This window comes from Chryseobacterium sp. HNCC26DJ238 (assembly GCF_057180465.1).
On record NZ_JBXUGI010000001.1, the window covers coordinates 61,691 to 87,558 of the forward strand.

The window sequence follows — 25,868 nt, forward strand, 5'->3', positions numbered from 1 at the left end:
GCTTATTTTATTTTACTCATAAGGCTGCTTCTATAGCTTTCCCCTATCGGGATCTCATGATCTGAAATAAGATTTATCTTTTTCAGACCCATGCTTTTTACTTTAGTGATATTCAGAATAAAGGATTTGTGGACTCTAATGAAATGTTCTGGAAGTTGAATTTCAAGAGACTTCAGCGTTTCCAATACAATGTATTCCTGCATATAGGTTTTAATGTTAACATAATCTCTAATGCTTTCAATGTAAAGAATATCATCAAACTGAATGCGATGCTGCTGACCTGAAGATTTCACAAAAAAATAACCTGTCTCTTTAGTTTCATCTAAAGGGAAACGTTCTCTGGCTTTAATAATGCTTTTATTAAACCTATCAAACGAAACGGGTTTTAAAAGATAATCAACTACATTATGTTCATATCCTTCCAGAGCATATTCCGAATAAGCGGTTGTGAGAATATATTTCATTTTGTCACCGACAATTTTCATGAAATTGATTCCTGTGAGTTCCGGCATCTGAATATCTAAAAATATAAGATCAGCATCGTTCTTCTGAATATATTCCAAAGCTTCGATAGGATTTTCTGACGAAAAAACAAGTTCAAGAAACGGAATTTTCTCAACATAGCTCCCAATCAGCGATATAGCAAGCGGTTCGTCATCAACGACAATACATTTAATTTTATTCATCTCTTAAATCTATTTTTAAATCTACTGTAAAATCAGTTTCAGTTTCCGTAATGTGAAGTTCATGTTTTTTTGGATACAAAATTCCAAGCCTTTTCCTGACATTCTCAAGCCCTATGCCCCGTACCGCATCTTTAGACCTTTGCTTTTTAAAATTACAGAGATAAAAGTGAAGTTTTTGGTTCTCATCAGAAATCTTCAAAATAAAACCTTTTCCGCTGAAATTCCCATGTTTGAAAGCATTTTCTGCAAACGGAATCAAAAGCATCGGTGAGATCACCAGATTTGGATGATTTAAGTTTTTCTCAACAGTCAATAAATCAGGGTTTTTCAGTCTGAGCTTTTCCAGTTCTATCAGGCTTTCGAGATATCCTATTTCTTTTTCCAGAGAAATGAAATCTTTCTCCAGGTCTTTTGTTGTATATCTTAATAACTGACCAAGCTCTTCAATGGCCGGCAAGGCTTTTTCGGATTTCTGATAAACCAGAGAATAAATATTGTTCAGGGTATTGAAAATAAAATGAGGATTGATCTGGGTTTTCAAAGCCTGAATTTTCGCTTCATTTCTTTCCTGTTCAAGCTGTTTTTTTTCCAGTTCTACCACACCAAACTTTTTAAGGATCCAAAAAATCCCGGCAATAAAGATAGTCAGACTTCCAGTGTAGATATTATCAAAAAAATAATAAGTCAACCCTGTGCCTTCACCATAATTTCTAAATCCATACGTTATCGGCAACAGCAATTCTTCAAGTAAATACCGTAATACGGCGAAAAAAAAGATAGATATGAAAAATACTAAAACTGTGGTGTAAAGCTTTTCAAGTTTAAAAATTTTAGGAATAACAAAAAGATACGCTATATAGAAAGTACAAAATCCTACAATAAAAAAGGTGATTCTTAAGACTGTACTTTGCAGACTATTCTGTTCATTAAAGAAAAAAACGGGTGTAATTACAGTTCCGGTAAAATTAAAACTCCAGTAAATGATTTGGAGCCAGATGATCTGTTCTTTTTTCATGCCCAAATGTAAGCTTCTAAGTTTTGTAACGCCAAATGTTTTCCGATAAACGCCTGTATTTTACCGATGAATTTTTTTTGACCGGATTAAAACCTCCTGAAATCTAAATGCTGTTTCAGAAGATCAACCGTCCCTATACATTTGCATCAACAAATAAATAGAACTGCCACTCAGTCTTTTTTATCCGGAGACAAAATCATGATTCCATATAACAACTTAAAAATTTACCTATGAAACTTAAATATCTATTGATCACCGCATTATTTTCCTCAGTAACCTTTGCACAGACTCAGAAAGACAGCATTAAACAAATTGAACAGGTTGATATTCTTATTAAGAAAAAATTGCTTGAGAGAAAAGCAGACCGGCTGATTTTCAATGTCGATGCATCCATTGCTTCTCAAGGTATGGATGCAGGTGAAACGCTTGCAAATGTACCCATGCTTAAAGTGGATGAGAATCTCGGCACAATTGCTATTACAGGAAAAAGCACCGTGAACGTGATGATCAACGGAAGAATGCTCAATCTGTCAGGAACTGCACTTCTCAACTATCTTAAATCGATCCGCTCAGAAAATATTTCTAAAATTGAAGTGATTACCACTCCACCTGCAAAATACGAAGCGCAGGGAAACAGTGGACTGATCAACATCATTCTGAAAAAAAATCCAAACCTTGGTTTCAGCGGAAACATTAATACCGGATTATCACAAAGAACCTACCTCAACGGAAGTACAAACGGAACATTAAATTATCAAACCGAAAGATTAAGCCTGAGCCTGAAGACAAGCTATATAGAAGGCGCAAAGCAAGCCGATGAAAGATATACGATTTTAGGGGTGTCTCAAAATTACAGCAGGTCTATCCGAAAAGATATGTGGCAGGACTTCACTCCTAATCTGAGTGCCTCCTATAAAATCAGTAAAAATTCGGAAATCGGGATGGACTATATTTTCGGCAGTCAACATTCAGGGATGGATATTGTCAATATAACAAAAAACATCAATTCTGAACTTGAAGAAAAAAACCTGATCACCAACACGTTCCACAGAGAGAAATCACCGACCCATACATTCAGTACTTATTATGATCTGAAATTGGATTCTCTCGGGAAAAAACTGAGTATCGCAGGGAATTTTTATCAGAATAATAATACCACCGAAGTTAATTTTAATACATTGACGCTTCCTGATAATTCTGTTCAGAATGTAAAGACCTTTTCAAAAATCAAACCTCAGATTTTTTCTGTGCAGGCTGATCTGGAACTTCCTCTTTCATTCGGAACGATTGATACCGGCATGAAGTTTAATCAATTCAGAAATTCTGCTGATCTGAAATATCTGAATCTTGAAAACAGTCAGTACATCATTGATGAGGAAAAAGGCAGTGTATTCAATTATAAAGAGAATAATTTTGCCGCTTATGCAAGTTTTTCCAAAAGCTTTGGAGAGCATTGGGATGCCAAGGCCGGACTGCGTTACGAGAATACGTTTGTCAACAGCTCGGTGAATGATCTCCGTTACGGACAGTGGTTTCCGTCAGCGTATATTGCCTATAAAGAAGACAAAAATGTGTTTAATCTATCCTATTCCAGAAGAATTAACCGTCCAAGCATGAGCAATCTTAATCCATTCAGATGGTATGAGAACCCTTATTCTTATTCAACCGGAAATCCGCTGCTGACTCCGTCATACATGAATAATTATGAGCTGGGATACACTTACAACAATAAATTTTCGGCAAGTGCGTATTATCTAAGACTCACAAATGCTTTCGGACAGGTTGCTTCATTAGACGGACTTTCTCAAAACAGCGATTATAAAAATTATTATAACAATGATTCTTACGGAATGAATGCTTCCTACACCAATACCTTCTTCAAATTCTGGGAAGCCAATATAACAGCCAATGCATCTTATCAGACTTCGGAAGTATTTGACATCAATGCAGAAACTTCAAAAGGATATTCATTCAGCTACTCTGTCAACAATACTTTTACCCTGAACAAAAACAAAACACTTGTCTTTTTTCTGAACTACAGCCACAGTCTGCCGTACAGAAATGTTAATACTTATTTTTATGCTTACCCCGAACTTACTTCAGGGCTAAAAGTCTCCCTGATGGAAAAACAACTGCAGATCAATGCAACGGTAACCAACATTTTTGCCCAGAGATACCGTGGCGAGATGTACTTTAAAGACAGTAAGCAGTTAATGAACAATTACTGGGACGGAAGAAGCTTCCGCCTGAGTTTCAATTACACATTTGGCAATAAAAAAATCAATAAGAAAAATATCAGTTTCGAAGAAAAAGAAAGAGTACAGTAAACATTTTACGCTCTTCTTTCAATAAGCAAAAAACAGAGACCGAATCTCTGTTTTTTGTTTTTGTCACCTATCTAAAATTTAAATTCAACCCGGGCAAACAGAAAACGACCTCCGATACCGTATTGGGAAACCTGTCTGGAATACACAAACTGATTATCAGCGGTTAAAGAGTCGATATTGGGACTTTTGGAAGGCAGTATATTGAAAATATTGTTGCTTCCTACCGTTGCCGAAACATTTTTTGTGAAAGCATACCCTACAGACAGATCAGTCACGACCCGGTTGTTGAGCACAAAATGTTCCCTGCTTTCGGTAATTCCGTCAAAGTTGGCGTCCAATACATCAGCGTCTGTCACCTTCCCGAAATATGTATTTCTCAGGGAAACCGTCAATGCAGAAAACCTCGCCGTATTGGATAACGTTGTTTTTATTCTCGGTACCGCTTCCTCAAAATAAACCCTGTTAGGTTCAGAGAAATAATTATCAATCTGGCTTATCAGTTTAGGAGAAGCATGAATCTCACCCACCCTCCTGGTCTGATTCAGATTAAAACCCAGATTATTTTCCAATGACACTCTTTCTGAAATTCTTGAATTCTGCGAAAGCGTAATATCCAACCCTTTGGTCTCTGAATCTACAGCATTAGCAAAGAAATTGGCGGCACTTGCTCTTGCAAGATCAAAAGCTCCTTGCAGAACTGCCTGATCAGATCCGGGTGAGAAACTTCCGTCCGGACGGTAAAATAAATCAGTCAGTACTACCCTGTCCTTAATTTTTATGAGGTAAGCATCTGCCGTAAATACAAGATTCAATGCCGGAATCTTCCAGGTAATTCCGGTACTGTAAGACTGTGAAGTTTCCTGTTTCAGTTTTGGAATCCCCAGGGCCTCCGCTGCTTCAGAATTATTTCTGAAAGTACCCACCTGCGTCGTATTTCCCTGTTGAATCAGCGTGGATGTAGAACTGTAATTAATCTGTGCCAGTGAAGGCGCCCTGAATCCGGTGGAAACAGCTCCTCTCCAGTTAAAGTTCTTTGCCAGCCTTACATTGGTTGCCAATTTATAATTAAAGGTCGAACCAAAATCTGAATAATTTTCATAGCGTACAGCTCCTTCTACCAACCATCCGTCAGCAGGTTCTATTTCTACATCCGCATACGCTGCAATACTGTTTCTGTTTCCTGAAACCGCATTATCAGGACTGAATCCCGGAAACACCTGAGATCCTGCAGGTCTGATGGTTCCAAAAAAATCAGTGGACTGTTCGTTCTGAGGCGTTGCTGCAGTCACTACACGTCCAAAAATATCATACGAGACATAAGAGTTTTCATCCCCGGCATTCACTTTATAGTTTTCATACCTGTATTCTCCACCAAAAGCGACATTCAAACCATGAAGTACATCGTATTTTTTTGATAAATCCAGATTTAGGGTATTCTGTAAAAATTCTGACCCTCCTGCTTTGAAGGTTCTCGGTGAGTTGTCTCCGAGACTTGCATTGAATGTATTGACTACCCCGAAATTAAACATATTTTTCCCGAATGTATTACTCAGGTCTACATTCCAGTCGTTCCATTTCCCTCTGATTCCTCCGGCCAAAGAATAGTCATTGACATTGGCCTCAATCTGGGGCAGGTATCCGTTGGGGGTAATGCCATTGATATTCCGCTCTGAATTAGGAAGACGGTAAAATCCACCGGAATTCCCTAAACGGTAGCTGTAGCCTCCAAAGGAATATACTTTCCAGTTCTCATTAACCGGAATTTCAGAATTAAAAAACAGCTGTGCAGACTGGAGTTTCGACTGCCCTGCCCTCAGGCTGAAATCTTTTCTTTCCAGTCCCCTGTAATTAAGTTCCTGATCCGTAAAATCCTGTCCTAAAAGCCCCTGCAGTCCTGATATACTGTTGGTTCCGGATATCTGGTTTTTAAAATCCTGAGAAAAATAATCAACCTGCGAAGCATATTGCTTTACGGTATTAATAATCTGCTGCCCGTTAGGCGTATTGGTGATGTTTTTATATAATCCGTCTATATTCACACCATCCTGCAAAGCTCTGTAACTGATCGCATTATAGGCATTAAAGATAGGTCCCTGCCTAACTCCTGCCCTGGAATAAGGATCGCGGTACTGCACAGATCCGGTTACATTAACGAAACCATTCTTTCCAATTTTAGCTCCATAATTCAGATCAGCTGAAATCGCCTGTCCGTCTATACCACCGGAAAAATTATTGGTGACCGATGATGCATTTCCTCCCAAAAATATCTGTCCTGACAATCCCAATCTTCTTTTAAGTCCGAGATTGATAACTCCTGCAATAGCATCAGAGCCATATTGAGCAGATGCTCCGTCTCTCAACACTTCAATTTTCTCCAGAGCAAATGCCGGAATTGCATTAAGATCTGTCCCTACTGATCCTCTTCCGGGAGTAAGCGTAACATTAATCAGGGAAGACTGATACCTTCTTTTCCCATTCAGTAAAACCAGAACCTGATCGGGCCCTAACCCTCTCAACTGAGCGGGATCAACAAAATCTGTCCCGTCATTCACCGTATGGGAAGTTGATGAAAATGAAGGAACAATATAATTAAGTGCCTGGCTTATATTATTAACAGGACTTTGTCTTAAAACTTTTGAAATATTAATATAATCTACGGGAACCGGAGTATCCGTTAAAGATCTGCCTGAACCTCTGGATCCGAGAAGAACGACTTCATCAATTTTCCGGGACTGCAGAGAATCTGTCTGTGCATAGTAGAATGTCGAAATAAGGGTAGCTGAAGTAAGGATACTTCTGTGTGTAAAATTACGCATGTGTTTTTATTTTTAATTGATTTATATATGTAACGTTACCTTTTTATTACTTTTTCAGGCAACAGAAATGTACCCCTGCTTTTCAGGGATATCTTAAGAAGAAAAAGGTAAATAATAAGTTTTGAGAACTTAAGAAAATTAAGAACAGCAACACATACACATGACTTTATGACATGAAGATTTATCAGAGTAGCAAAGACCAGCTTTGTTATTCATAAGATAAAAAGTCAAATTCATAGTTGCGTAGAAATCCGTGTTCTTAAACATTTATTGTAAAATTTAATAAAAATTCAGATGGGGAGAAAATAGAATAAACATTTTTTCCGAAACTGAGCCGGCTTATCTATTTCAGCACCTTGCTTGTTTTGCAGGTTGCTATCCCATCAATGAGATTCTTGATAATTATTCTGCAAATATATAAATAATTTATAAATAAAATATTCAAAAAAAGGAATTTTTTCAATTTCACAGTAACAAACCTTTCATTTCAGCGTCTAACTAATCAGTAATAAACTATATGAAAAAATCTGTAACTATACTATCTGTCATTGCGTCAATATATTCTTTTGCTCAGGAAAAACCAAATCCTCAAATCAAGGAAAAGCAGATAGAAGGCGTTGTAATGACTAAAACTAAAAAAGCAGTTGAGCAAAAAGCCGACCGGACTATTTTTGATTTTTCTGAACAGAGTCATTTAAACAATGGCAATGTTTTGGAAGGGATCAAAAAACTCCCGGGACTTGTTTCCACTGATATTGCGGGAATGATGTATCAGGGCAAAATCCTGGACGTTTACCTGAATGGTCGTCCACTCAATATTTCGAGCAATGAACTCAATTCTTTTCTTGAAGGTATGCCTGCCAACTCGGTGGAAAAAATAGAAGTGATCACTCAGCCGGGTGCAGAATTCCCTGCGACCTCAGGAGGTGCAATTATGAATATTATTACCAATAAAAATGCTAATAAATATCTAACGGCAACCTATTCAGGAAACTACAATTTTTCAAATGAAGATAAACTGAGAAGCAGAACAAGCCACTCACTGAACCTGAATGCAAGAAACAAGTTATTCGGGTGGCAGTTGAGTGTGGGACAAAATTACCGTGAAAGTATGCTTAATTCTAATCAGGATAACCTGATGCTCAGCAATACAGACCGCATCGGCCGCGGATATTTTGCAAAATCCGGATTAACATTTGATCTGGGGGAAGACCGCTTGCTTCTGAATTACGATGTTTATCATAACAGAAATTCTAACTATACAGGGAGTAATGGTTTGGCAGACATTTTAGTCAGCGAGGATCCTGATACTTACAGAGAAGTATCTTTTAATGCTTTTGATGCTGCTCTGACAAATAATCTAAGACAGGAAGCTGTAGCAACCTATCAGGTACGTTTTGGCGATAAACTTAAAAAATTAGACTTTCAGTTTGGTTATACAAAATCTGATAGTAAATTTGGGCAGAACAATATTTTCAGAAGAGGAATTTTCACCGACAGCAACGTAAATGAGCCTTATAATTTTACAGCCGGCAATGTTTTGAGCAACAGTTCAGATATGCGCATTGCTAATTTCAAGGTTGACTATTCGCAGCCTTTAAAAATACTGGATGATGGAAAAGTAAGCTTTGGAGGGCTTTATGAAAAACAGAATTTTGATACAGAGAGTAAAGGCCTGACCAATCTTGAATATCAGCGGCAGACCGCTTCTACGTATCTTGAGTTTCAGGCAAAACTGAAGAAATTTGATTTTATTGCAGGTGCGAGAGCAGAAAACTATGATATTTCAGGAATCACCAGAAGAGACAGTGCCAATACCATACTTGAAAGAAACCTGATTCCTTTTAATAAGTTTAAAATTTTCCCTAACGCAAGTGTACAGTATAATCTGATGAATCAGGTGCATGCGGTGGCAAACTATAACAAGAAAATCAATCTGCCAAGTATTTCTGCACTCAACCCTAACAACAATACATTCCAGGGACCTAATACTCAGGTAACCGGAAACCCATTTCTCCAGCCGACCATTTTTGACAATTATGAAGTGAAAATATCAGCTTTTGATTATGCTTTCATCGGATACAGCGTAAGCAATGCCAAAAATCAGGTTGCACAGATCATCAGAAGAGAAGGAAAAAACATCTTTAATGAGCAGGTGAATATCTCGAATATGAAAATTCATAATTTTAATGTGGGACTTCCTGTTCCTTTTATGATTTTTTCTAAACCCTTGAGTGAAATCATGAAGTTTGATTTTAATCCTGATAAAATTAACTTCATGTATCTGTATGCCGGTTATCAGAAACATGACATTGACAATTTAAAAAACAACGGATTCTGGATTTTTAATTTAATGACCCAGATTCTTCTTCCAAAAGACATCAAATTAACTGCAAATTACAGTTATCTGACCCCACGGGCAGGATATTTTTATTTCACAGCAGAGAAACCATTCAACAACTCAGTTGATATTACGTTAACCAAAAAATTCATGGATAACCGCCTGACGGTTTCCGTTTTCGGAAATGATATTTTAAATGGACAGGTGATGCAGATCAGAACCAACAATCCTTCGGGAGGAGAAAGCCTTTTCATCAGAACAAAGTATGACAGCAGAAATTTCGGGCTTTCTGTGAATTATAAAATTCCGACTAAAAATAAACTGGCGAAGGAAGATGCCAATATTTTAAACAGTAAAAAAGAAGAAACGGGTGGCGTCATACAGCCGGGACAGTAAAGTAAACAGGTATTTTTAAAAATTAGCTGCTACAATAACGGACTTCGGTCCGTTTTTTTTCGGTCTTATATCTTCAGCACATGTAAATCCATTGATTAATTCTCTTTGTTTCCTGCATGAAAAACTGATCCCCAACCACCGCAAATCTCAGGCAGGAAGTATCCATCAGAGGTATGCAATGACGCCACAGATCCGATCGTCAGATAAATTGTTCGGACATCACATTTAAATATTTTAAACTCCACTGTAAACAGAATCCCAATCCTTCATTACAGGATCGTAGCCTGCTTTTTTAATTATTGTTTTCATTTCCTCCATACTCCTGTCATCACTGGTCTCAAACTGTTCCAGAGATTCTTTGTCAACCGAATAGCCTCCGGGATTGGTTTTTGATCCTGCACTCATGGCCGTTGCCCCCAACGAAATGATATTGTTTCTGAATTTTTCATTTTCCCGGGTAGAAATGGAAATTTCCATGTCTTCGTTCCAGATTCTGTAGGCGCAGATCAGCTGAAGCAGATCTTTATCAGACATCATAAAATTAGGCTCAATAATTCCTTCGGCAGGTCTTAACCTCGGGAATGAAACGGAAAACCTGCTTTTCCAGTATTGTTTCTGAAGATATTCAATATGAAGAGCATTGAAAAAACTGTCAATCCTCCAGTCTTCCAGGCCGAGTAAAACTCCCAATCCCATTTTATGGATTCCCGCATTTCCAATTCTGTCAGGGGTTTCGAGGCGAAAATCAAAATTTGATTTTTTTCCCTTCGGATGGTATTCTTTATACACTTCCTGATGATATGTTTCCTGATACACCAGGACAGCATGTACCCCTGCATCATGAAGAAGCCGGTATTCATCCTCTGATAAGGGCTGAACTTCGATCGAAATATTGGCAAAATGAGGTTTCAGCAAACTGACAGCATTCATAAAATAATCAATTCCGACCTTTTTATGGGCCTCTCCGCTTACCAGCAGGATATGATTGACTCCCATTGATTTCAAAACGGTTGCTTCAATCATCAGTTCGGTATCAGAAAGCGTTTTCCTTTTAATAGAATTATCTAAGCTAAAACCACAGTAGGTACAGATATTCTGGCATTCATTACTCAGATATAACGGAGCATACAACTGAATGGTTTTCCCAAATCTTTTCTGAGTAAGATGCTGTGTGATTTTTGCCATTGATTCTAATTTTTCAGCAGCAGCCGGAGAAAGAAAATTAAGAAAATCTTCTATTGTTTTATTCTTTCGCTGAAGACTGTTTTCTACATCATGCAGCGTTACCTTTTCAAGTTTTTCTTTGACCTCATCCCATTGGTATTTTTCAAAAAAATCTTTAAAACTCATATCCTGAAATTTATTATTCTCTGTTGGCAAAATACTCTTAATGTCAATTTATAAAATTATTCTCAGTCAAACAGAAAAGAGGTTAGCGGACTTGAAGCTTCTGCATACTGTGCCGTTGCGCCCAGGCCTGCTTCAAAAGCCCTTCTTCCGGCAATAACTCCTTCTTTAAATGCCATGGCCATATTTACAGGATTACCTGCAACAGCGATTGCTGTATTTACCAAAACTGCATCAGCACCCATTTCCATTGCTTTTGCTGCATCAGAGGGCGCCCCTATTCCTGCATCTACCACGACAGGAACATTACTCTGACTAATAATGATTTCTAAAAAGTCTATTGTTCTCAATCCTTTATTGGTACCGATCGGAGCTCCTAAAGGCATCACAACGGCTGTCCCGACATCTTCCAGGCGCTTGCATAAAACAGGATCTGCATGGATATAGGGCATAACGATAAAACCTAATTTCGCCAGTTCTTCTGTCGCATACAAAGTTTCAATAGGGTCAGGCAGCAGATATTTAGGATCCGGATGAATTTCAAGTTTTACCCAGTTGGTTTCCAGTGCTTCTCTTGCCAATTGTGCTGCTAAGACAGCCTCTTTGGCAGTTCTTGCTCCGGAAGTATTGGGGAGAAGATGAGATTTTGCCGGTTGAATAGCATGAAGCAAATCATCTTCTGAAGATTTAGAATCGATACGCCTGAGCGCCATGGTTACCATTTCGCTTCCTGAAGCGATAATAGAATCTGTCATTACTGAAAGATTTCCAAATTTTCCTGTTCCTAAAAACAGTCTTGATTCAAAAGTTCTGCCTGCGATAATTAAAGGTTGATTTTTCATAAGTCCTATTTCAAAGTTTATCTGAATCGCTTTTCATTTCAGCGATTTACTGCATTGCAGTTTTAAATTTACTGATCAGGGAATGCTGATGCGTAATCTGACCGGAAACTGCCACTCCGTAAATTCCTGTCTTCCGTAACAGTTCTACATCCTTGAGAACAACTCCCCCAATTGCAAATATTTTTGGAATTTCCAATGATCCTGATTTTAATTCTCCTATCATCTTTTCATATCCTTCAAATCCCAAAACCGGGCTCAGCTGCTCTTTTGTGGAAGTAAATCTCAAAGGTCCCAGACCTATGTAATCACAGGGTTCATTCATCCTTTGAAGAACATCAGAAATGGTATTAGCCGTTCCTCCAATTATTTTATTTTCGCCCAAAAGATATCTCGCTGTCTGTACGGAATCATCTTTTAAGCCTAAATGAACACCGTCTGCGTCAATATCTTTTGCCATCTGAATATGATCGTTAATAATACAGACTGCCTGATTATCAGAACACATTTTTTTTGAGATTTCACAAAGCGTGATCAACTCATTTTCAGGCGCATTTTTCCATCGGACCTGTATCCATTTTACTCCATGATCTAAAGCTTTTCGGATATTCAGTTCCTGATCGGCTTTCGTCAGACCCTGAGAAATATATTGTAGTTTTTCCATGGTTAGTTTAAATGTATCCCTCATATCGAGGTTTTTAATTATTTTTTTTCTCTTTTTGACAAGCCTTAATCATTACATCACTGTTGAAGAGAAAATTTCTTCACACATACTCTGAAAATACCTAAAGGATCATCATTCTTCCAAATTGCACCTAATAAAGCCACGCCATCAACATTACGGTCAGAAACTTCACTGACATTCTGTTCATTAATTCCTCCCAAAGCAATCAATTTTACGTCACTGTTCCTACGGTTTTTAAGATCATGTAAAACAGAAGAATTTTCACCATACCCTTTTTTTGAAATACTCGGAAAAACAGGACTGACAAATGCATATTCCCATAAACTATCTAATACATTAAAAACTTCAATATCATGAACGGAAGTCGATATGGTTTTATCTTTAAAAATTTTATACCGGTCATTCTGTCTTTCTGCTTCCCTGAAATGAAATCTTGTAATATTAAAATCATCTGACAAGTCAAAATGATTATGCAAAACCAATTGATGATGAAACTTTTTATCTATCTTTTGAATAAAATCTGATGTTTTTTCCCTTTCCATGAAAGGTTTCCTGATGTGAAGCAGGTCAAGTCCTTCCTGAAACAATCTGTTAATCAGTTGAGGTTCTTTTTCAACAGGTTTCTCCGGAGTAATCACAATGATCATATGTAGATTTCCTTTCCTTTCTCGATAAATTCCTGAGATTTGTCAAACATTCCTTTTTCTGCTGACTCACGGATTTCCTGTGTAATTTTCATGGAGCAGAATTTAGGTCCGCACATCGAACAGAAATGCGCAATCTTCGCACCGTCTGCCGGAAGGGTTTCATCGTGATAAGATCTTGCGGTATCGGGATCCAGCGAAAGATTGAACTGATCTTCCCATCTGAATTCGAACCTTGCTTTGCTTAAAGCATTATCCCTGTACTGAGATCCCGGATGCCCTTTTGCCAGATCTGCGGCATGGGCAGCCAGCTTGTAAGTGATTACCCCAACTTTTACATCATCTTTATTGGGCAGCCCTAAATGTTCTTTCGGTGTCACATAACACAGCATTGCACAACCGAACCATCCAATCATCGCCGCTCCAATCCCGGAAGTAATGTGGTCGTAGCCAGGCGCAATATCTGTCGTCAAAGGACCTAGGGTGTAAAATGGTGCTTCATCACATACTTCCAGCTGCTTCTCCATATTTTCCCTGATCAGATGCATCGGAACGTGCCCGGGCCCCTCAATCATTACCTGAACATGATGCTTCCATGCAATTTTTGTCAATTCGCCTAAAGTTTCCAGTTCTGCGAACTGTGCTTCATCATTCGCATCGGCAATTGAGCCCGGACGAAGGCCATCTCCCAAAGAAAAAGCAACGTCATATTTTTTCATGATTTCGCATATTTCATCAAAATGCGTATATAAAAAGTTTTCTTTATGATGATAGAGACACCATTTTGCCATGATAGAGCCTCCTCTGGAAACAATTCCGGTCACCCGTTTCGCTGTAAGATGAATATATCTCAGTAAAACTCCGGCATGAATCGTAAAGTAAGAAACTCCCTGCTCTGCCTGTTCGATCAGTGTATCTTTAAAAATTTCCCATGTAAGGTCTTCTGCTACCCCCTTTACTTTTTCCAATGCCTGATAAATGGGAACAGTACCAATGGGAACCGGACTGTTTCTGATAATCCATTCCCTGGTTTCATGAATGTTTTTTCCTGTGGACAGATCCATGATGGTATCGGCACCCCAGCGACATGCCCAGACTGCCTTTTCCACTTCCTCTTCAATGCTTGAAGAAACCGCACTGTTCCCAATATTGGCATTGATTTTAACCAAAAAATTCCGGCCGATAATCATCGGTTCACTTTCGGGATGATTGATATTATTGGGAATGATCGCTCTTCCGGCTGCGATTTCGTCTCTTACAAACTCCGGAGTTATTTTGTTTTTTGGAGTTCTTGCCCCAAAACTGTTTCCCTGATGCTGGAATGCCATATCTTCAGAAACGGAATCCAGCTGTTCGATACGCTGATTTTCCCTGATGGCAATGTATTCCATTTCAGGGGTAATGATCCCCTGCTTTGCATAATACAATTGGGTCACTTCATTTCCCTCTTTTGCTACTTTGGGTTTGTGGTTGTAAGAAAAACGCAGTTCATCCAGTTTGGGATCCTCAAGTCTTGCTTTTCCGTAGGCTGAAGTAATTCCTTCCAGGACTTCTACATCATTTCTGTCAAGTATCCACTGTTCCCTGATTCTCGGAAGGCCTTTTTCGATATCAATTTCTGAATTTTCATCAGTATAAGGTCCTGATGTATCATAGATGGTAACAGGACGATTTTCTTCCAAAGTTCCGTTGGTCAATTTTGTCGGACTTAAATGTATTTCGCGCATTGCGACCTTAATCGGATGAATCTTTCCTTCAACATAGATCTTTTTAGAATTCGGAAACGGTGAACGTGTGATTTGCTGAGCCATATAATAAGTTTGTATTGATAAGAATTAACCGCCTTGGGCAGCAGTAATGATTAAAACAGAATCGTTGTCTTTGAGAAATGTTTCGGACCAGGCCGACTGTGGGATGATACAGTTGTTGAGGGCAACGGCAATACCTTTCCTTTTACCGGGTATTTCCATAGCCAAAAGTGCTTCCAGATTTTCCGGAAGTTCAGCAAAAATTTTTCGGGTGTGGTTGATTGTGATTTCCATTCTAAAGTTTTGATTAAACATATTACTTTAGGAATGGCTGTAATTGTACTGTAGAAAGCACAACAAAGTCATCTCACTTTTCCCTACGCCGGTATGATCCGGATCAGGTTCAAAGGGTAAAATCTCAGTCTGTTTTAAACAGACACCCCTAAAGTTTGGGACGAAGTTAGACATTTTTCTGAAATGCACAAAATTTTTTGATGAAGTCTGCTTCAAGACGATTGAGCGAAGAATTTTTATATCATAATAGGTATAAATGTCTTCATGTTATTGTACCTAAATAAAAAAATGGAAACTGAATATCATCAGCTTCCATTTATAACTTCATTATTATATAATTTATTCTTCACACACTCTCCAGACCGAATCATTTTGAGGAAGAGGAGCGGTAATCTGAATTTCTTCTTTTGTAACCGGATGAATAAACTCCAGTTTTCTGGCGTGAAGGTTGATCCCTCCGTCCGGATTTGAGCGAGGTGAACCATATTTTAAATCGCCTTTAATCGGAACTCCTGTTTTTGAAAGCTGCGCTCTGATCTGGTGATGCCTTCCTGTTTCAAGATCGATTTCAAGTAAAAGGTAATTATCCAGACTTTTAATCACATGATAGGTCAGAATTGCTTCTTTTGCCCCATCCGTTATTTTTGTAAAAACAACAGCCTTATTATTTTTCTCATTTTTCTGTAAATAATGCACCAGCCTCTGAGTCTGCGGAATCATTTCTTTTGCTACAACTGCCCAATACGTTTTCTTAACCTCCCGGTTTTTAACCATTTGAGTCAAACGGGATAATGCCTTTGAAGTTTTAGCAAAAATCACCAGTCCGGAAGTCGGACGGTCAATACGATGCACCAAACCCAGAAAAACATTTCCCGGCTTGTCATCTCTTTTCTTTATAAAATTTTTAATGGAATCCAACAGAGGTTCATCTCCTGTTTTGTCCCCCTGTACCAATTGTCCAACTTTTTTATTGATGACCATAAGATGGTTATCCTCATAAACAATTTGTTCCTCCATAATTACTGACGGCTTACTGACCTGCTTGTGAATGAAATAATCACTCCGCCCAGCAAACCAACTGTTTTAATAAATTTTAAATCAGATTCCAGTGGAAGAAATGCTCCGATGATACATAATGCAGCCGCACCATACATCGGATACGTAAATTTTGAATTGGAAAGCAGAGGTGCCTGCAAAATAAAACTCAATCCTATTAAAAGATAGAATAGTTTTGCGGAAATAATTAAATTAACCTCCGGCGAAAACAGACCAAACCATCCTATAACCAGGCAAAGGATAGCCAGCACAGAGATAATTCCCTGTGCCACTTGTAAATTATTTCTCATTAGTAACTTTCATTTTCGTTAGGGAAATCAGCATTTTTCACATCTTTTACATATTGGGCAACTGCTCCGGTAATCTCTGTATACAGATCGAGATATCTCCTTAAAAATTTCGGAGAAAAACCTTTATTCATTCCTACCATATCATGATACACCAGCACCTGTCCGTCACAATGAGGACCCGCTCCGATACCGATGGTCGGAATCGTAATGCTTTCTGAAACTTTTTTAGCTAAATCTGCAGGGATTTTTTCCAGAACGACTCCAAAACAGCCCAGCTCTTCTAAAAGTTTTGCATCACTGATCAGTTTCTCAGCTTCATCATCTTCTTTGGCTCTTACTTTATAGGTTCCGAACTGATAAATGGACTGAGGCGTTAAGCCCAGATGTCCCATTACAGGAATTCCTGCGTTAATAATTTTTTTGATAGATTTTGAGATTTCCTTTCCTCCTTCAATTTTTATGGCATGTGCTCCACCCTCTTTCATCATTCTTACTGACGATTCCAGTGCTTTTTCAGGATTGCTCTGATAGGTTCCGAAAGGAAGGTCTGCAATAATCAGTGCTCTGTCTATTCCCCGTACCACACTTTGCGTATGATAAATCATCTGGTCTAAAGTAATGGGCAGAGTAGTCTCAAAACCTGCCATTACGTTTGCTGCAGAATCTCCGATCAAAACAGCATCGATACCACCCGCATCCACCATTTTGGCTGTCGTAAAATCGTACGCTGTAAGCATGGTTATTTTTTCCTTATCGAATTTCATTTTCCGTAAGGTTTCTGTGGTAACTCTTTTAATTTCAGAATGAACAGACATAATATATGTAATGTTTAAAAGTTAAAAAGTCGGCCTCAGCCGACTTATATGTTGTTTGATTTATAAAACTACGTGACCGAGTTTCATGAGTTTATCGTGATTCAGAATCTTGATGTTTCTGCCATCCACTTCGATAAGGCTGTCACCTTTAAATTCTGAAATAAGCCGGATGGCACTTTCTGTAGCAGTTCCGATAATGTTGGCAATTTCTTCTCTTGTTAATGAAATTTTAATAAAGCCTTCCGGGTCTGTTCCTAATTTCTGTTCTAAAAGGATCAAAATCTCAGCCAGTCTTTCTCTTACTGTTTTCTGAGCAAGGAAAGTAATGGTGTTTGAAGATTCTCCCAATTCATATGATATTTTCTGCAGCATAATGAATGAAAGCTGAGGATCAACTTCCAAAAGATCCATAAAAATATCAGCAGGTAGAAAAGTGCACTCCACATCAGTCATCGCTTCAGCCTTTGCCTGAAAGTTTTCTCCACAAAGCAATGCACGGTATCCGATGATATCGCCTTCTTTGATGAATCTCAGAATCTGATCTTTACCGAAAGATCCGGACTTGGATAATTTTGCAGCTCCCTTTTCTAAAACATAAACTCCCTTAGGAATTTCACCATCATCAAAAATGATGTCATGTTTCTGGAAATTCAGCTTCTTTTTTGCACTTAAGTATCTTTCAAAATCAGTACTGGAAAGCCTGTCTTTGAAGGATTTATCATTAAAAACCCTTGCAAATCTTTCTTCAATAGCAATCTGTTGTTCCTGCGACATTTTAATATGACATTTATCACAAAAATAGAACATTTAAACTCGATAAACAAAAAAAATTGTTATAATTTTGTCAGTCAATAATTTATGAAGGTGAGCGAAAACTGTTTTCATTGTGGACAAGACATAGAAAAGGAAAGAATTCCTTTTGATGACAAAATTTTTTGCTGCAATGGTTGCAAATCAGTCTACGAAATTCTGAATATCAACAATCTAACCAATTTTTACGAATTAAATAAAAGAGCAGGAATACGTCCTAATGATGAAAATTCTTCGCAGTTTGATTACCTTGACACACCTGAGATCTTTGAAAAAATAACTGATTTCTCTGAAGGAAACACGAGTCTGGTAACTTTTAAGATTCCGGTGATCCACTGCTCGTCCTGCATCTGGCTTTTAGAAAGCCTTCATACACTCCATAAAGACATCAAATACTCCCAGGTTAATTTCACAAGAAAAAACCTCCAGATAGCCTTTAATCATAACGATTTAAAGTTAAGTGAATTGGCTAATTTCCTGACCAATTTAGGATACAAGCCCGCCATCAGCCTCGAAACCGCCGATAAGAATGAGGATCATTTAGATAAATCTCTTCTCGTAAAACTGGCAATTGCAGGATTTGCTTTTGGTAACGGAATGTTCCTTGCATTTCCGGAATACATTGGCGGAGAAGACGTCTGGATGGAACATTACAAGGGCTTATTCCGGGTACTGATGTTTTTGCTATCCCTTCCTGTCGTTTTTTATTCGGCTTCGGATTATTACAAATCTGCATGGTACGGACTGAAAAATAAAATTGTCAACATCGATGTTCCGATTGTTCTGGGAATCTTTGTCTTATTCGGAAGAAGCGTTTATGAAGTGGCAACCAATTACGGGCCGGGATATTTTGACACCCTGTGCGGACTGCTGTTCTTCATGCTCATGGGGAAAATGTTCCAGAAAAGAACCTACAGTTCGCTTTCATACGACAGAGACTACAAATCATTCTATCCTATTGCCGTCACCAAAGTTGATTTTGGAGGAAAACAACAAAACATCCTGCTTTCTGAAATAAAAATCGGCGACCGGATTTTAGTCAGAAATCAGGAAATCATTCCTGTGGACGCAGTTTTGATCAATGGTGAAGGAAATATTGACAACAGTTTCATTACCGGAGAAAGTGAAAGCATCAGCAAACAGCCGGGAGACAAAATCTTTGCCGGCGGAAAACAGGTAGGCTCGTCGCTTGAGCTCGAAGTCATTAAAAATGTTGATCAGAGCTACCTGACCCAGCTGTGGAATAAAGAAGCATTTAAAAAACACGAAACAGGGCTGGACACCCTGATTAACGATATCAGTAAGTATTTCACGTTTATCATCCTGGGTATTGCATTAATTTCGGGAATTTACTGGTCATTCATTGATCTGGAGAAAATGTTCCAGGTGATTTCTGCAATTCTGATCATTGCATGCCCCTGTGCGCTGGCACTTTCTTCTCCCTTTACATTCGGACATATCATGAGGATTTTGGGCCGGAATAAATTTTACGTTAAGGATACGCTAACCATTGAAAAGATTTCAAAACTGAATGCAATTGTTTTTGACAAAACAGGAACTATCACCGAAAGAAAAAAAACGAACATCAAATTTGAAGGTTCTGAAATTCAGGAATTTGATTTGAAGAATATTAAAACCTTATTAAAAAACTCAAATCACCCGCTTTCAAAATCCCTCTATGATTTTATAGAAATCAATGATGACTATTTCCCTGTGGAAAATTTTATTGAAATTTCCGGGAAAGGATACGAAGCATCAGTACGAGGAAATTCTTACAAAATCGGTTCTGCGAAATATAACGGCCAGGAATCAAGGAATCTTGAAACAGCGGTCTACATCAGCAAAAACAATGAGTTTTCAGGTAAATTTATTTTCAAAAATGAATACCGTGAAAACCTTAAAAATTTATTTAAAAAAATAACCCAGTATAAGATTTTTATTCTCAGCGGAGACAATTCTTCCGAAGAGAGCCAACTGAAAATGATCATCCCCAATGTGAATTCAATGGCTTTCAATCAAAGCCCGGAAGACAAGCTGAATTTTATTCAGAACCTCCAGAACAGCGGGATGAAAGTTGCTATGCTGGGAGATGGACTTAACGACGCCGGAGCTTTAAAGCAGAGCAACGTTGGAATCGCCATTTCCGATGACACGAACAGCTTTACTCCTTCTTCTGACGTGATCATGAACGGTGAAAAAGTCTCGGATCTGGACAGTTACCTGAATGTCTGTAAAGGCTCAATGACTATTGTGAAATTAACATTCGTAATTAGTTTTCTTTATAATATTGTCGGTTTAAGTTTCGCCGTAAGCGGACACATGTCTCCATTATTTGCGGCTATACTGATGCCACTAAGCTCCATTACAGTCATTTCATTCACTACACTTTCAACCTGGATCCTCGGCCGGAAATATTTCAGAAAAAAGCCGTAAACGCCCTTATTTAGACTGATTTTAAATTAGCCAAAGGCCGTTTTTCGTGATTAATGTCATTATTTTTCACTAATTTTGAACCCCGAAAATAGGTTAATTTTGTTGTCTGATGGATATTCTATATTTAATGATCTTATGCAGTGTTTCTTTGGCTGCAGTTTTCCTGGTCGTTTTTATAGTAAACGCCAGAAAAGGGCAGTTTGAAGACGATGAGTCTCCGGCTGTAAGAATACTTTTTGAAGATGAAATAATCAAAGAAAAAGAAGATTCTGGCAACAAAAACGAAAAAGAGGAAAAAGGAGAAAGTAATAAATTTGAAGAAAAAAGTGAATAGTTAATATGGAGACACAAAAGTTTAGTTATGACAACAGTATTGTTCGGGCATTCCTATACGCAACCATAGTTTTTGGGATTATAGGATTCGTGTTCGGACTTACGGCGGCATTGATGCTTTTCTACCCAGAGCTTCCTGAATTTTTATTCGGGACCGATGATACAACCATTAAAAGTTTATCATCCGGTGACATACAGGGTCTGATCAACACCCATGGTGCGTTTGGTTTCGGTAGAATAAGAATGTTGCATACCAATACAGTAATCTTTGCATTTGTATGTAATATCGTTTATGTAGGGGTATATTACTCTACACAAAGATTATTAAAAACAAGAATGTACAGCGACACGCTGTCTTGGATTCATTTCTGGACTTGGCAGTTGATGATTATCGCTACATTCATCACCTTCTTTATGGGGATCAATACTTCAAAAGAATATGCTGAACATGAGTGGCCAATCGATATCCTAATTGCGGTATCATGGATCATTTTCGGGGTGAATATGATTTTAACAATCAAGAAAAGAAGAGTAAGACACCTTTATGTAGCCATCTGGTTCTATCTGGGCACATGGGTTGCCGTTGCAATGCTTCACATCTTCAACAATCTAGAAGTACCTTTATCTTTCTCCGGCTGGAAATCTTACTCAGCATATGCGGGAGCAAAAGATGCTATTGTACAATGGTGGTACGGTCACAATGCGGTAGCTTTCGTATTGACAACTCCGGTTTTAGGTTTAATGTACTATTTCTTACCTAAAGCGGCGGACAGACCTGTATTCTCATATAAATTATCAATTATCCATTTCTGGTCACTGATCTTTGTATATATCTGGGCGGGGCCTCACCACCTTCAGTATACGGCTTTGCCAGCATGGGCACAGGCAGTAGGAACAGGTTTCTCAATTATGCTTATCGCACCGTCATGGGGAGGAATGCTAAACGGTCTTCTTACATTAAGAGGAGCATGGGATAAAGTAAGAGAAAACCCTATTTTGAAGTTCTTTGTTGTCGCAGTTACCTGCTATGGTATGGCAACATTCGAAGGACCTCTTTTAGCAACAAAAAACATTAACAAAATCGGTCACTTTACCGACTGGGTTATCGGTCACGTACATTTAGGAGCATTAGGATGGAATGGTTTCATGGCATTCGGTGTTATTTACTATTTGGTACCGATCCTATGGAGAACAAAAATATGGTCTGTAAAATTAGCTAACTGGCATTTCTGGTTAGGGACATTAGGAATTATTTTCTATGCAGTACCCATGTATATCGCTGGATTTACACAAGGTTTAATGTGGAAGCAATTTAATCCGGACGGTACCCTGTTGTGGAAAAACTGGTTAGATACTGTTACTGCAATTATCCCATATTACAAATTAAGATTCTTAGGAGGTTTATTCTATCTTTCAGGGGCTCTGCTAATGGTAGTAAACGTATATGCCACTGTAAGAAAAGGATCATTCCAGAAAGAAGTTCCTGCAGAAGCACCAGCTTTAGCAAATATCGGGAACAAACGTAAAGAAGGAGAAGGTTTCCACCTTTGGCTGGAGAGAATGCCAATGCTATTAACGGTATTGTCATTGCTTACCATCTCAATCGGAAGTATGGTTGAAATTATTCCAACCTTATCCATGAAAAAAAGCGTACCTACAATTTCAGCAGTGAAGCCTTATTCACCGTTGGAATTGGAAGGAAGAGATTTATATATCCGTGAAGGCTGTAATGCCTGTCATTCACAGATGGTAAGACCATTCAGGGATGAGATTGTAAGATTTAACGGTAAAAACGGTCAGTATTCCAAGGCTGGAGAATTTATTTATGACAGACCTTTCCTTTGGGGATCAAAAAGGACAGGACCGGATTTACACAGAGAAGGTGGTAAAAATCCAAGTTCTTGGCATTACAAACATATGTATAACCCAAGATCTACATCAGCAGGTTCTATCATGCCTCGTTATCCATGGTTGATTGCAACGAATCTTGACAGATCAAAAATGGTTGACAAGATGAAACTGATGAAGAATACTTTTGATGTACCTTACACCAAAGCTCAGATTGACTCTGCAGATAAATGGGCAGATAACCAGGCAGCCAAGATTGTAAGAGATATCTACACGGAAGCGGCTGACCTTAAAGCTGAATATGCTAAAAGACCGGACGTTAAACTGGAGAAAAAGGAAATTGTAGCATTAATTTCTTACCTGCAGAGACTGGGTACTGATATTAAGACGACAGAAATAAAAACAGCTAGTAATAACTAATATTAAAAGCTCATGATTCCTCAGAACTTTAAAGATATATTATCCAATACGGAAAATGCAGGTTTGTATCAAACTTTGGCTCTGATTTTCTTTATGCTGTTCTTCATCACTTTAATCATCTATGTTTTTAGCAGGCCTAAAAAATATTACAGAGAAGAAGAAAATGCACCTTTGGGGGATGATGAAGATGACTTTAATATAAAAGATTAAATATAATTATGAGATCGTCCTGTTTATATAAAATCAATAGGACGATTGCATAATTTTTAAAAACAATAAACATTCACTTATGAAACAAAGAACACCGGTTTTTGTAAACATTTTGATAATAATGGGGCTTCTTATAGTTTTTTATTATTTATTTGTTCAAAGCTACTCGTTTTTAGCTTCACCATATTTCTGGGGAACTGTAGCGATCAGTGCAATTCTTGCATATATCCACAGTGCAATCGGAGATTTGATTGAAAATAATAAATTCAAAAAATTATCTGACGAAGAAAAAGCAGCATACCTTACTGAAAAAAAGATCCCTTTCTTAAAAAGACAGTATGATGCCGCTTTTAAAAAACAATCTGATACAGAAGAAAAAGACATCCTGATCGACCACGGTTTTGACGGAATTATGGAATTGGATAACCAGTTACCAAAATGGTGGTTAGGCTTATTTTATTTCGGAACGGTATTCTGTATTGTTTATATCTGTGCCTATTCTTTCACAGACTTTGCTCACCCAATCAGCGAATATGACGCTGAATACAAAGAGCAGATGGCAGCTATTGAAATCTACAACGAAAGCCAGCCTCCTATCACAATAGAAACAGCCGTGTTTTCTGAAGACAATATTGCTGCAGGGGAAGAAATCTTCAAAAGCAACTGTGTATCTTGCCATTCAGACGGTGGAAAAGGGGGGATCGGTCCTAACTTAACAGATAATTTCTGGCATAACCAACCTGAGAAAACCTTATTCAAAAACGTATTTCATGTTGTAGAAAACGGAGTTACAGGAACAGCAATGCAGGCATGGGGTAAAAACGGAGTTTTAACCGGTACAGACATTCAGAATGTTGCAGCCTACGTATACCACATCAATCAGGAACTTCCTCCAATCACTACAGATAAAGGCGGAGCACCACCTTATGGGGATGAAGCTAAGTGGGAGAAACAGTAATTAAAACTTAAAAACATATGACTAAACATAATTTGTTATTACCTTAAAACAGTAACAAATTATGTTTTTTCTTTTTACTATAAAACCAAACTAACAATGTCAGATAAAGAAGAAGATATTCTCCGGGGCGGACAGGGGCAGGTTTTAGATCCTGAAACCTATAGGGATTCTATAGGAACAATGGAACAATCCGGAAAGAGAAAATGGGTTTTTCCTAAGAAACCAAAAGGTAAGTATACCAACTACAGAGATTTTGTAAGTTATTTCTTACTGATTATCTATTTTACGGTACCATTTATCAAAATCAATGGTAATCCTTTCTTTTTATTTAATGTTATCGACAGGGAATTTTTTATCATTGGGCAGCCTTTTTATCCACAGGATTTTTTCATTCTTACGTTAGGCGCAATTGCTTCTCTTATTTTTATTATCATTTTTACGATTGCATTCGGAAGAATTTTCTGTGGGTGGATATGCCCCCAGACAATTTTTATGGAATCAATTTTTCGTAAAATTGAATACCTGATTGAGGGAGACAGAAACAAACAGATGAAACTTGCGAGACAGGAATGGGACAGCGAAAAAATCTGGAAAAGAAGTTTAAAGTGGTCGATATATGTTGTGATATCATTAGTCATTACCCACATCATGTTTATGTACATTGTAGGATACGAACAGGTAATTAAGATTGTATCTGACGGCCCCTTTGCCCGTCCTACCAATTTTATTGTAATGATTCTTTTTGCTTCAGCATTTTATTTTGTATTTGCGTGGTTCAGAGAGCAGGTATGTACATTGGTCTGTCCCTACGGAAGATTGCAGGGCGTTTTAATAGATAAAGAGACCATCAATGTTTTCTATGATTTTAACAGAGGGGAAAACCGCTCAAAATGGAGAAAGGGGGAAGACAGAAAAGCTGCCGGAAAAGGTGACTGTATTGACTGCTATCAATGTGTGGCTGTCTGTCCTACAGGAATTGATATCAGAGACGGTCAGCAGCTGGAATGCATTAACTGTACAGCCTGTATTGATGCCTGTGACGAAGTGATGGAAAAGGTAGGCCTGCCTAAAGGTTTGGTACGCTATGCATCTGAGAAGGAAATAGAGACCGGAACTCCCTACAGGTTTACCGGAAGAATGAAAGGCTTTGCTGTTGTTTTAGTTTTCCTGGTAGGATTTTTAGGATATCTGCTCTCAAGCCGTGGTGAAATGGAAGTTAAATTCATCAAACCGGCAGGAAGTACATTTTTTGTTAGAGACGGAAAAATTACCAATACTTACAACTACACATTCCTGAATAAAACAAATGATAAAAAGATTGTAACCATTAAAGTAATAGAGCCTGCAAAAGGTGAGATCAGTTACAGTGCTTCCAGCAAAATAACAGTGGAAAGAGATAAGATCACCAAAGGAACGATCAATATTAGCTTTCCGGAAGATGCCATGAAGCTGTCTAAACAAAACATCAAAATTGGTGTATATGATATGAAAGGGAAACTTATCGATTCATATGAAACTTATTTTGAAGGACCTTTCAAATTACAATTTTAAACTAAA

The 25,868-nt window shown here is 38.1% G+C and carries 21 protein-coding genes and 2 riboswitches; of the genes, 8 read left to right on the forward strand and 13 right to left on the reverse strand.

Going from position 1 to position 25,868, the window contains the following annotated elements; translation table 11 throughout:
- Positions 1–2 precede the first annotated feature (2 nt).
- Together AC2A07_RS00290 and AC2A07_RS00295 are read right to left on the reverse strand one after the other, a co-directional pair.
- A complete protein-coding gene (locus AC2A07_RS00290; protein WP_484048703.1) occupies positions 3–686 on the reverse strand; it encodes a LytR/AlgR family response regulator transcription factor in 684 nt (227 codons plus the stop codon).
- A complete protein-coding gene (locus tag AC2A07_RS00295) occupies positions 679–1,701 on the reverse strand; it encodes a sensor histidine kinase (RefSeq protein WP_484048704.1) in 1,023 nt (340 codons plus the stop codon). The genes AC2A07_RS00290 and AC2A07_RS00295 overlap by 8 nt, the downstream gene beginning before the upstream one ends.
- A gap of 230 nt (positions 1,702–1,931) precedes the next feature.
- On the opposite strand from AC2A07_RS00295, the gene AC2A07_RS00300 reads away from it, so the two are divergent.
- Complete coding sequence (locus AC2A07_RS00300) at positions 1,932–4,028, forward strand: TonB-dependent receptor domain-containing protein (RefSeq protein ID WP_484048705.1); 2,097 nt, start codon at positions 1,932–1,934, stop codon at positions 4,026–4,028.
- 71 nt (positions 4,029–4,099) lie between these two features.
- Here AC2A07_RS00300 and AC2A07_RS00305 read toward each other — a convergent pair whose 3' ends face one another.
- A complete protein-coding gene (locus AC2A07_RS00305; protein WP_484048706.1) occupies positions 4,100–6,844 on the reverse strand; it encodes a TonB-dependent receptor plug domain-containing protein in 2,745 nt (914 codons plus the stop codon).
- 307 nt (positions 6,845–7,151) lie between these two features.
- Positions 7,152–7,251: riboswitch (SAM-I-IV-variant riboswitch) on the reverse strand.
- Positions 7,252–7,361: 110 nt separating this feature from the next.
- On the opposite strand from AC2A07_RS00305, the gene AC2A07_RS00310 reads away from it, so the two are divergent.
- Complete coding sequence (locus AC2A07_RS00310; protein WP_314492951.1) at positions 7,362–9,581, forward strand: outer membrane beta-barrel protein; 2,220 nt, start codon at positions 7,362–7,364, stop codon at positions 9,579–9,581.
- 234 nt (positions 9,582–9,815) lie between these two features.
- On the opposite strand, the gene thiH is transcribed toward AC2A07_RS00310, so the two are convergent.
- The 10 genes from thiH to AC2A07_RS00360 all read right to left on the reverse strand — a co-directional run bounded on the left by thiH (position 9,816) and on the right by AC2A07_RS00360 (position 18,073).
- Positions 9,816–10,931, reverse strand: a complete 1,116-nt coding sequence (gene thiH / locus AC2A07_RS00315; RefSeq protein WP_484048707.1) for a 2-iminoacetate synthase ThiH — start codon at positions 10,929–10,931, stop codon at positions 9,816–9,818.
- 62 nt (positions 10,932–10,993) lie between these two features.
- Positions 10,994–11,770, reverse strand: a complete 777-nt coding sequence (locus AC2A07_RS00320; protein ID WP_484048708.1) for a thiazole synthase — start codon at positions 11,768–11,770, stop codon at positions 10,994–10,996.
- 46 nt (positions 11,771–11,816) lie between these two features.
- Entirely contained in the window at positions 11,817–12,455 is a 639-nt protein-coding gene (locus AC2A07_RS00325; RefSeq protein WP_484048709.1) for a thiamine phosphate synthase, read from the reverse strand.
- A 53-nt stretch (positions 12,456–12,508) separates the two neighbouring features.
- On the reverse strand, positions 12,509–13,099 hold the full coding sequence (locus AC2A07_RS00330) for a thiamine phosphate synthase (RefSeq protein WP_484048710.1): 591 nt from the start codon (positions 13,097–13,099) through the stop codon (positions 12,509–12,511).
- The gene (gene thiC, locus AC2A07_RS00335) at positions 13,096–14,907 is read right to left on the reverse strand and encodes a phosphomethylpyrimidine synthase ThiC (RefSeq protein WP_314492963.1); all 1,812 of its coding nucleotides are present in this window, start codon (positions 14,905–14,907) and stop codon (positions 13,096–13,098) included. Before thiC ends, AC2A07_RS00330 begins: the two co-directional genes overlap by 4 nt.
- A 24-nt stretch (positions 14,908–14,931) precedes the next feature.
- A complete protein-coding gene (thiS, locus tag AC2A07_RS00340) occupies positions 14,932–15,138 on the reverse strand; it encodes a sulfur carrier protein ThiS (RefSeq protein ID WP_314492966.1) in 207 nt (68 codons plus the stop codon).
- A gap of 63 nt (positions 15,139–15,201) precedes the next feature.
- A riboswitch (TPP riboswitch) is annotated at positions 15,202–15,298 on the reverse strand.
- A gap of 179 nt (positions 15,299–15,477) precedes the next feature.
- A complete protein-coding gene (locus tag AC2A07_RS00345; protein WP_484048921.1) occupies positions 15,478–16,158 on the reverse strand; it encodes an RluA family pseudouridine synthase in 681 nt (226 codons plus the stop codon).
- The gene (locus tag AC2A07_RS00350; protein ID WP_484048711.1) at positions 16,158–16,484 is read right to left on the reverse strand and encodes a hypothetical protein; all 327 of its coding nucleotides are present in this window, start codon (positions 16,482–16,484) and stop codon (positions 16,158–16,160) included. Before AC2A07_RS00350 ends, AC2A07_RS00345 begins: the two co-directional genes overlap by 1 nt.
- Positions 16,484–17,299 (reverse strand): 3-methyl-2-oxobutanoate hydroxymethyltransferase, encoded by an 816-nt coding sequence (gene panB, locus AC2A07_RS00355; protein WP_314492974.1) that lies wholly within the window; start codon positions 17,297–17,299, stop codon positions 16,484–16,486. Before panB ends, AC2A07_RS00350 begins: the two co-directional genes overlap by 1 nt.
- Before the next feature lie 60 nt (positions 17,300–17,359).
- On the reverse strand, positions 17,360–18,073 hold the full coding sequence (locus AC2A07_RS00360) for a cyclic nucleotide-binding domain-containing protein (RefSeq protein WP_314492977.1): 714 nt from the start codon (positions 18,071–18,073) through the stop codon (positions 17,360–17,362).
- 90 nt (positions 18,074–18,163) lie between these two features.
- Here AC2A07_RS00360 and AC2A07_RS00365 point away from each other — a divergent pair, with 90 nt between their 5' ends.
- The 6 genes from AC2A07_RS00365 to ccoG all read left to right on the forward strand — a co-directional run bounded on the left by AC2A07_RS00365 (position 18,164) and on the right by ccoG (position 25,862).
- Positions 18,164–20,542, forward strand: coding sequence for a heavy metal translocating P-type ATPase (locus tag AC2A07_RS00365; RefSeq protein ID WP_484048922.1), 2,379 nt, complete (start codon positions 18,164–18,166; stop codon positions 20,540–20,542).
- Between the two features lie 109 nt (positions 20,543–20,651).
- On the forward strand, positions 20,652–20,876 hold the full coding sequence (ccoS, locus tag AC2A07_RS00370) for a cbb3-type cytochrome oxidase assembly protein CcoS (RefSeq protein WP_484048712.1): 225 nt from the start codon (positions 20,652–20,654) through the stop codon (positions 20,874–20,876).
- Between the two features lie 5 nt (positions 20,877–20,881).
- Positions 20,882–23,143 (forward strand): cytochrome-c oxidase, cbb3-type subunit I, encoded by a 2,262-nt coding sequence (gene ccoN, locus AC2A07_RS00375; protein ID WP_314492983.1) that lies wholly within the window; start codon positions 20,882–20,884, stop codon positions 23,141–23,143.
- 12 nt (positions 23,144–23,155) lie between these two features.
- Entirely contained in the window at positions 23,156–23,353 is a 198-nt protein-coding gene (locus AC2A07_RS00380) for a cbb3-type cytochrome oxidase subunit 3 (protein ID WP_484048713.1), read from the forward strand.
- Between the two features lie 79 nt (positions 23,354–23,432).
- Complete coding sequence (locus AC2A07_RS00385; protein ID WP_314492987.1) at positions 23,433–24,311, forward strand: cbb3-type cytochrome c oxidase N-terminal domain-containing protein; 879 nt, start codon at positions 23,433–23,435, stop codon at positions 24,309–24,311.
- Positions 24,312–24,407: 96 nt separating this feature from the next.
- The gene (gene ccoG / locus AC2A07_RS00390; RefSeq protein WP_484048714.1) at positions 24,408–25,862 is read left to right on the forward strand and encodes a cytochrome c oxidase accessory protein CcoG; all 1,455 of its coding nucleotides are present in this window, start codon (positions 24,408–24,410) and stop codon (positions 25,860–25,862) included.
- Positions 25,863–25,868: the final 6 nt, after the last annotated feature.

Coding starts and splice junctions, on each gene's coding strand:
- AC2A07_RS00290 (WP_484048703.1), bottom strand. CDS start 686: ATGAATAAAATTAAATGTATTGTCGTTGATGACGAACCGCTTGCTATA.
- AC2A07_RS00295 (WP_484048704.1), bottom strand. CDS start 1,701: ATGAAAAAAGAACAGATCATCTGGCTCCAAATCATTTACTGGAGTTTT.
- AC2A07_RS00300 (WP_484048705.1), top strand. CDS start 1,932: ATGAAACTTAAATATCTATTGATCACCGCATTATTTTCCTCAGTAACC.
- AC2A07_RS00305 (WP_484048706.1), bottom strand. CDS start 6,844: ATGCGTAATTTTACACACAGAAGTATCCTTACTTCAGCTACCCTTATT.
- AC2A07_RS00310 (WP_314492951.1), top strand. CDS start 7,362: ATGAAAAAATCTGTAACTATACTATCTGTCATTGCGTCAATATATTCT.
- thiH (WP_484048707.1), bottom strand. CDS start 10,931: ATGAGTTTTAAAGATTTTTTTGAAAAATACCAATGGGATGAGGTCAAA.
- AC2A07_RS00320 (WP_484048708.1), bottom strand. CDS start 11,770: ATGAAAAATCAACCTTTAATTATCGCAGGCAGAACTTTTGAATCAAGA.
- AC2A07_RS00325 (WP_484048709.1), bottom strand. CDS start 12,455: ATGAGGGATACATTTAAACTAACCATGGAAAAACTACAATATATTTCT.
- AC2A07_RS00330 (WP_484048710.1), bottom strand. CDS start 13,099: ATGATCATTGTGATTACTCCGGAGAAACCTGTTGAAAAAGAACCTCAA.
- thiC (WP_314492963.1), bottom strand. CDS start 14,907: ATGGCTCAGCAAATCACACGTTCACCGTTTCCGAATTCTAAAAAGATC.
- thiS (WP_314492966.1), bottom strand. CDS start 15,138: ATGGAAATCACAATCAACCACACCCGAAAAATTTTTGCTGAACTTCCG.
- AC2A07_RS00350 (WP_484048711.1), bottom strand. CDS start 16,484: ATGAGAAATAATTTACAAGTGGCACAGGGAATTATCTCTGTGCTGGCT.
- panB (WP_314492974.1), bottom strand. CDS start 17,299: ATGTCTGTTCATTCTGAAATTAAAAGAGTTACCACAGAAACCTTACGG.
- AC2A07_RS00360 (WP_314492977.1), bottom strand. CDS start 18,073: ATGTCGCAGGAACAACAGATTGCTATTGAAGAAAGATTTGCAAGGGTT.
- ccoS (WP_484048712.1), top strand. CDS start 20,652: ATGGATATTCTATATTTAATGATCTTATGCAGTGTTTCTTTGGCTGCA.
- ccoN (WP_314492983.1), top strand. CDS start 20,882: ATGGAGACACAAAAGTTTAGTTATGACAACAGTATTGTTCGGGCATTC.
- AC2A07_RS00380 (WP_484048713.1), top strand. CDS start 23,156: ATGATTCCTCAGAACTTTAAAGATATATTATCCAATACGGAAAATGCA.
- AC2A07_RS00385 (WP_314492987.1), top strand. CDS start 23,433: ATGAAACAAAGAACACCGGTTTTTGTAAACATTTTGATAATAATGGGG.
- ccoG (WP_484048714.1), top strand. CDS start 24,408: ATGTCAGATAAAGAAGAAGATATTCTCCGGGGCGGACAGGGGCAGGTT.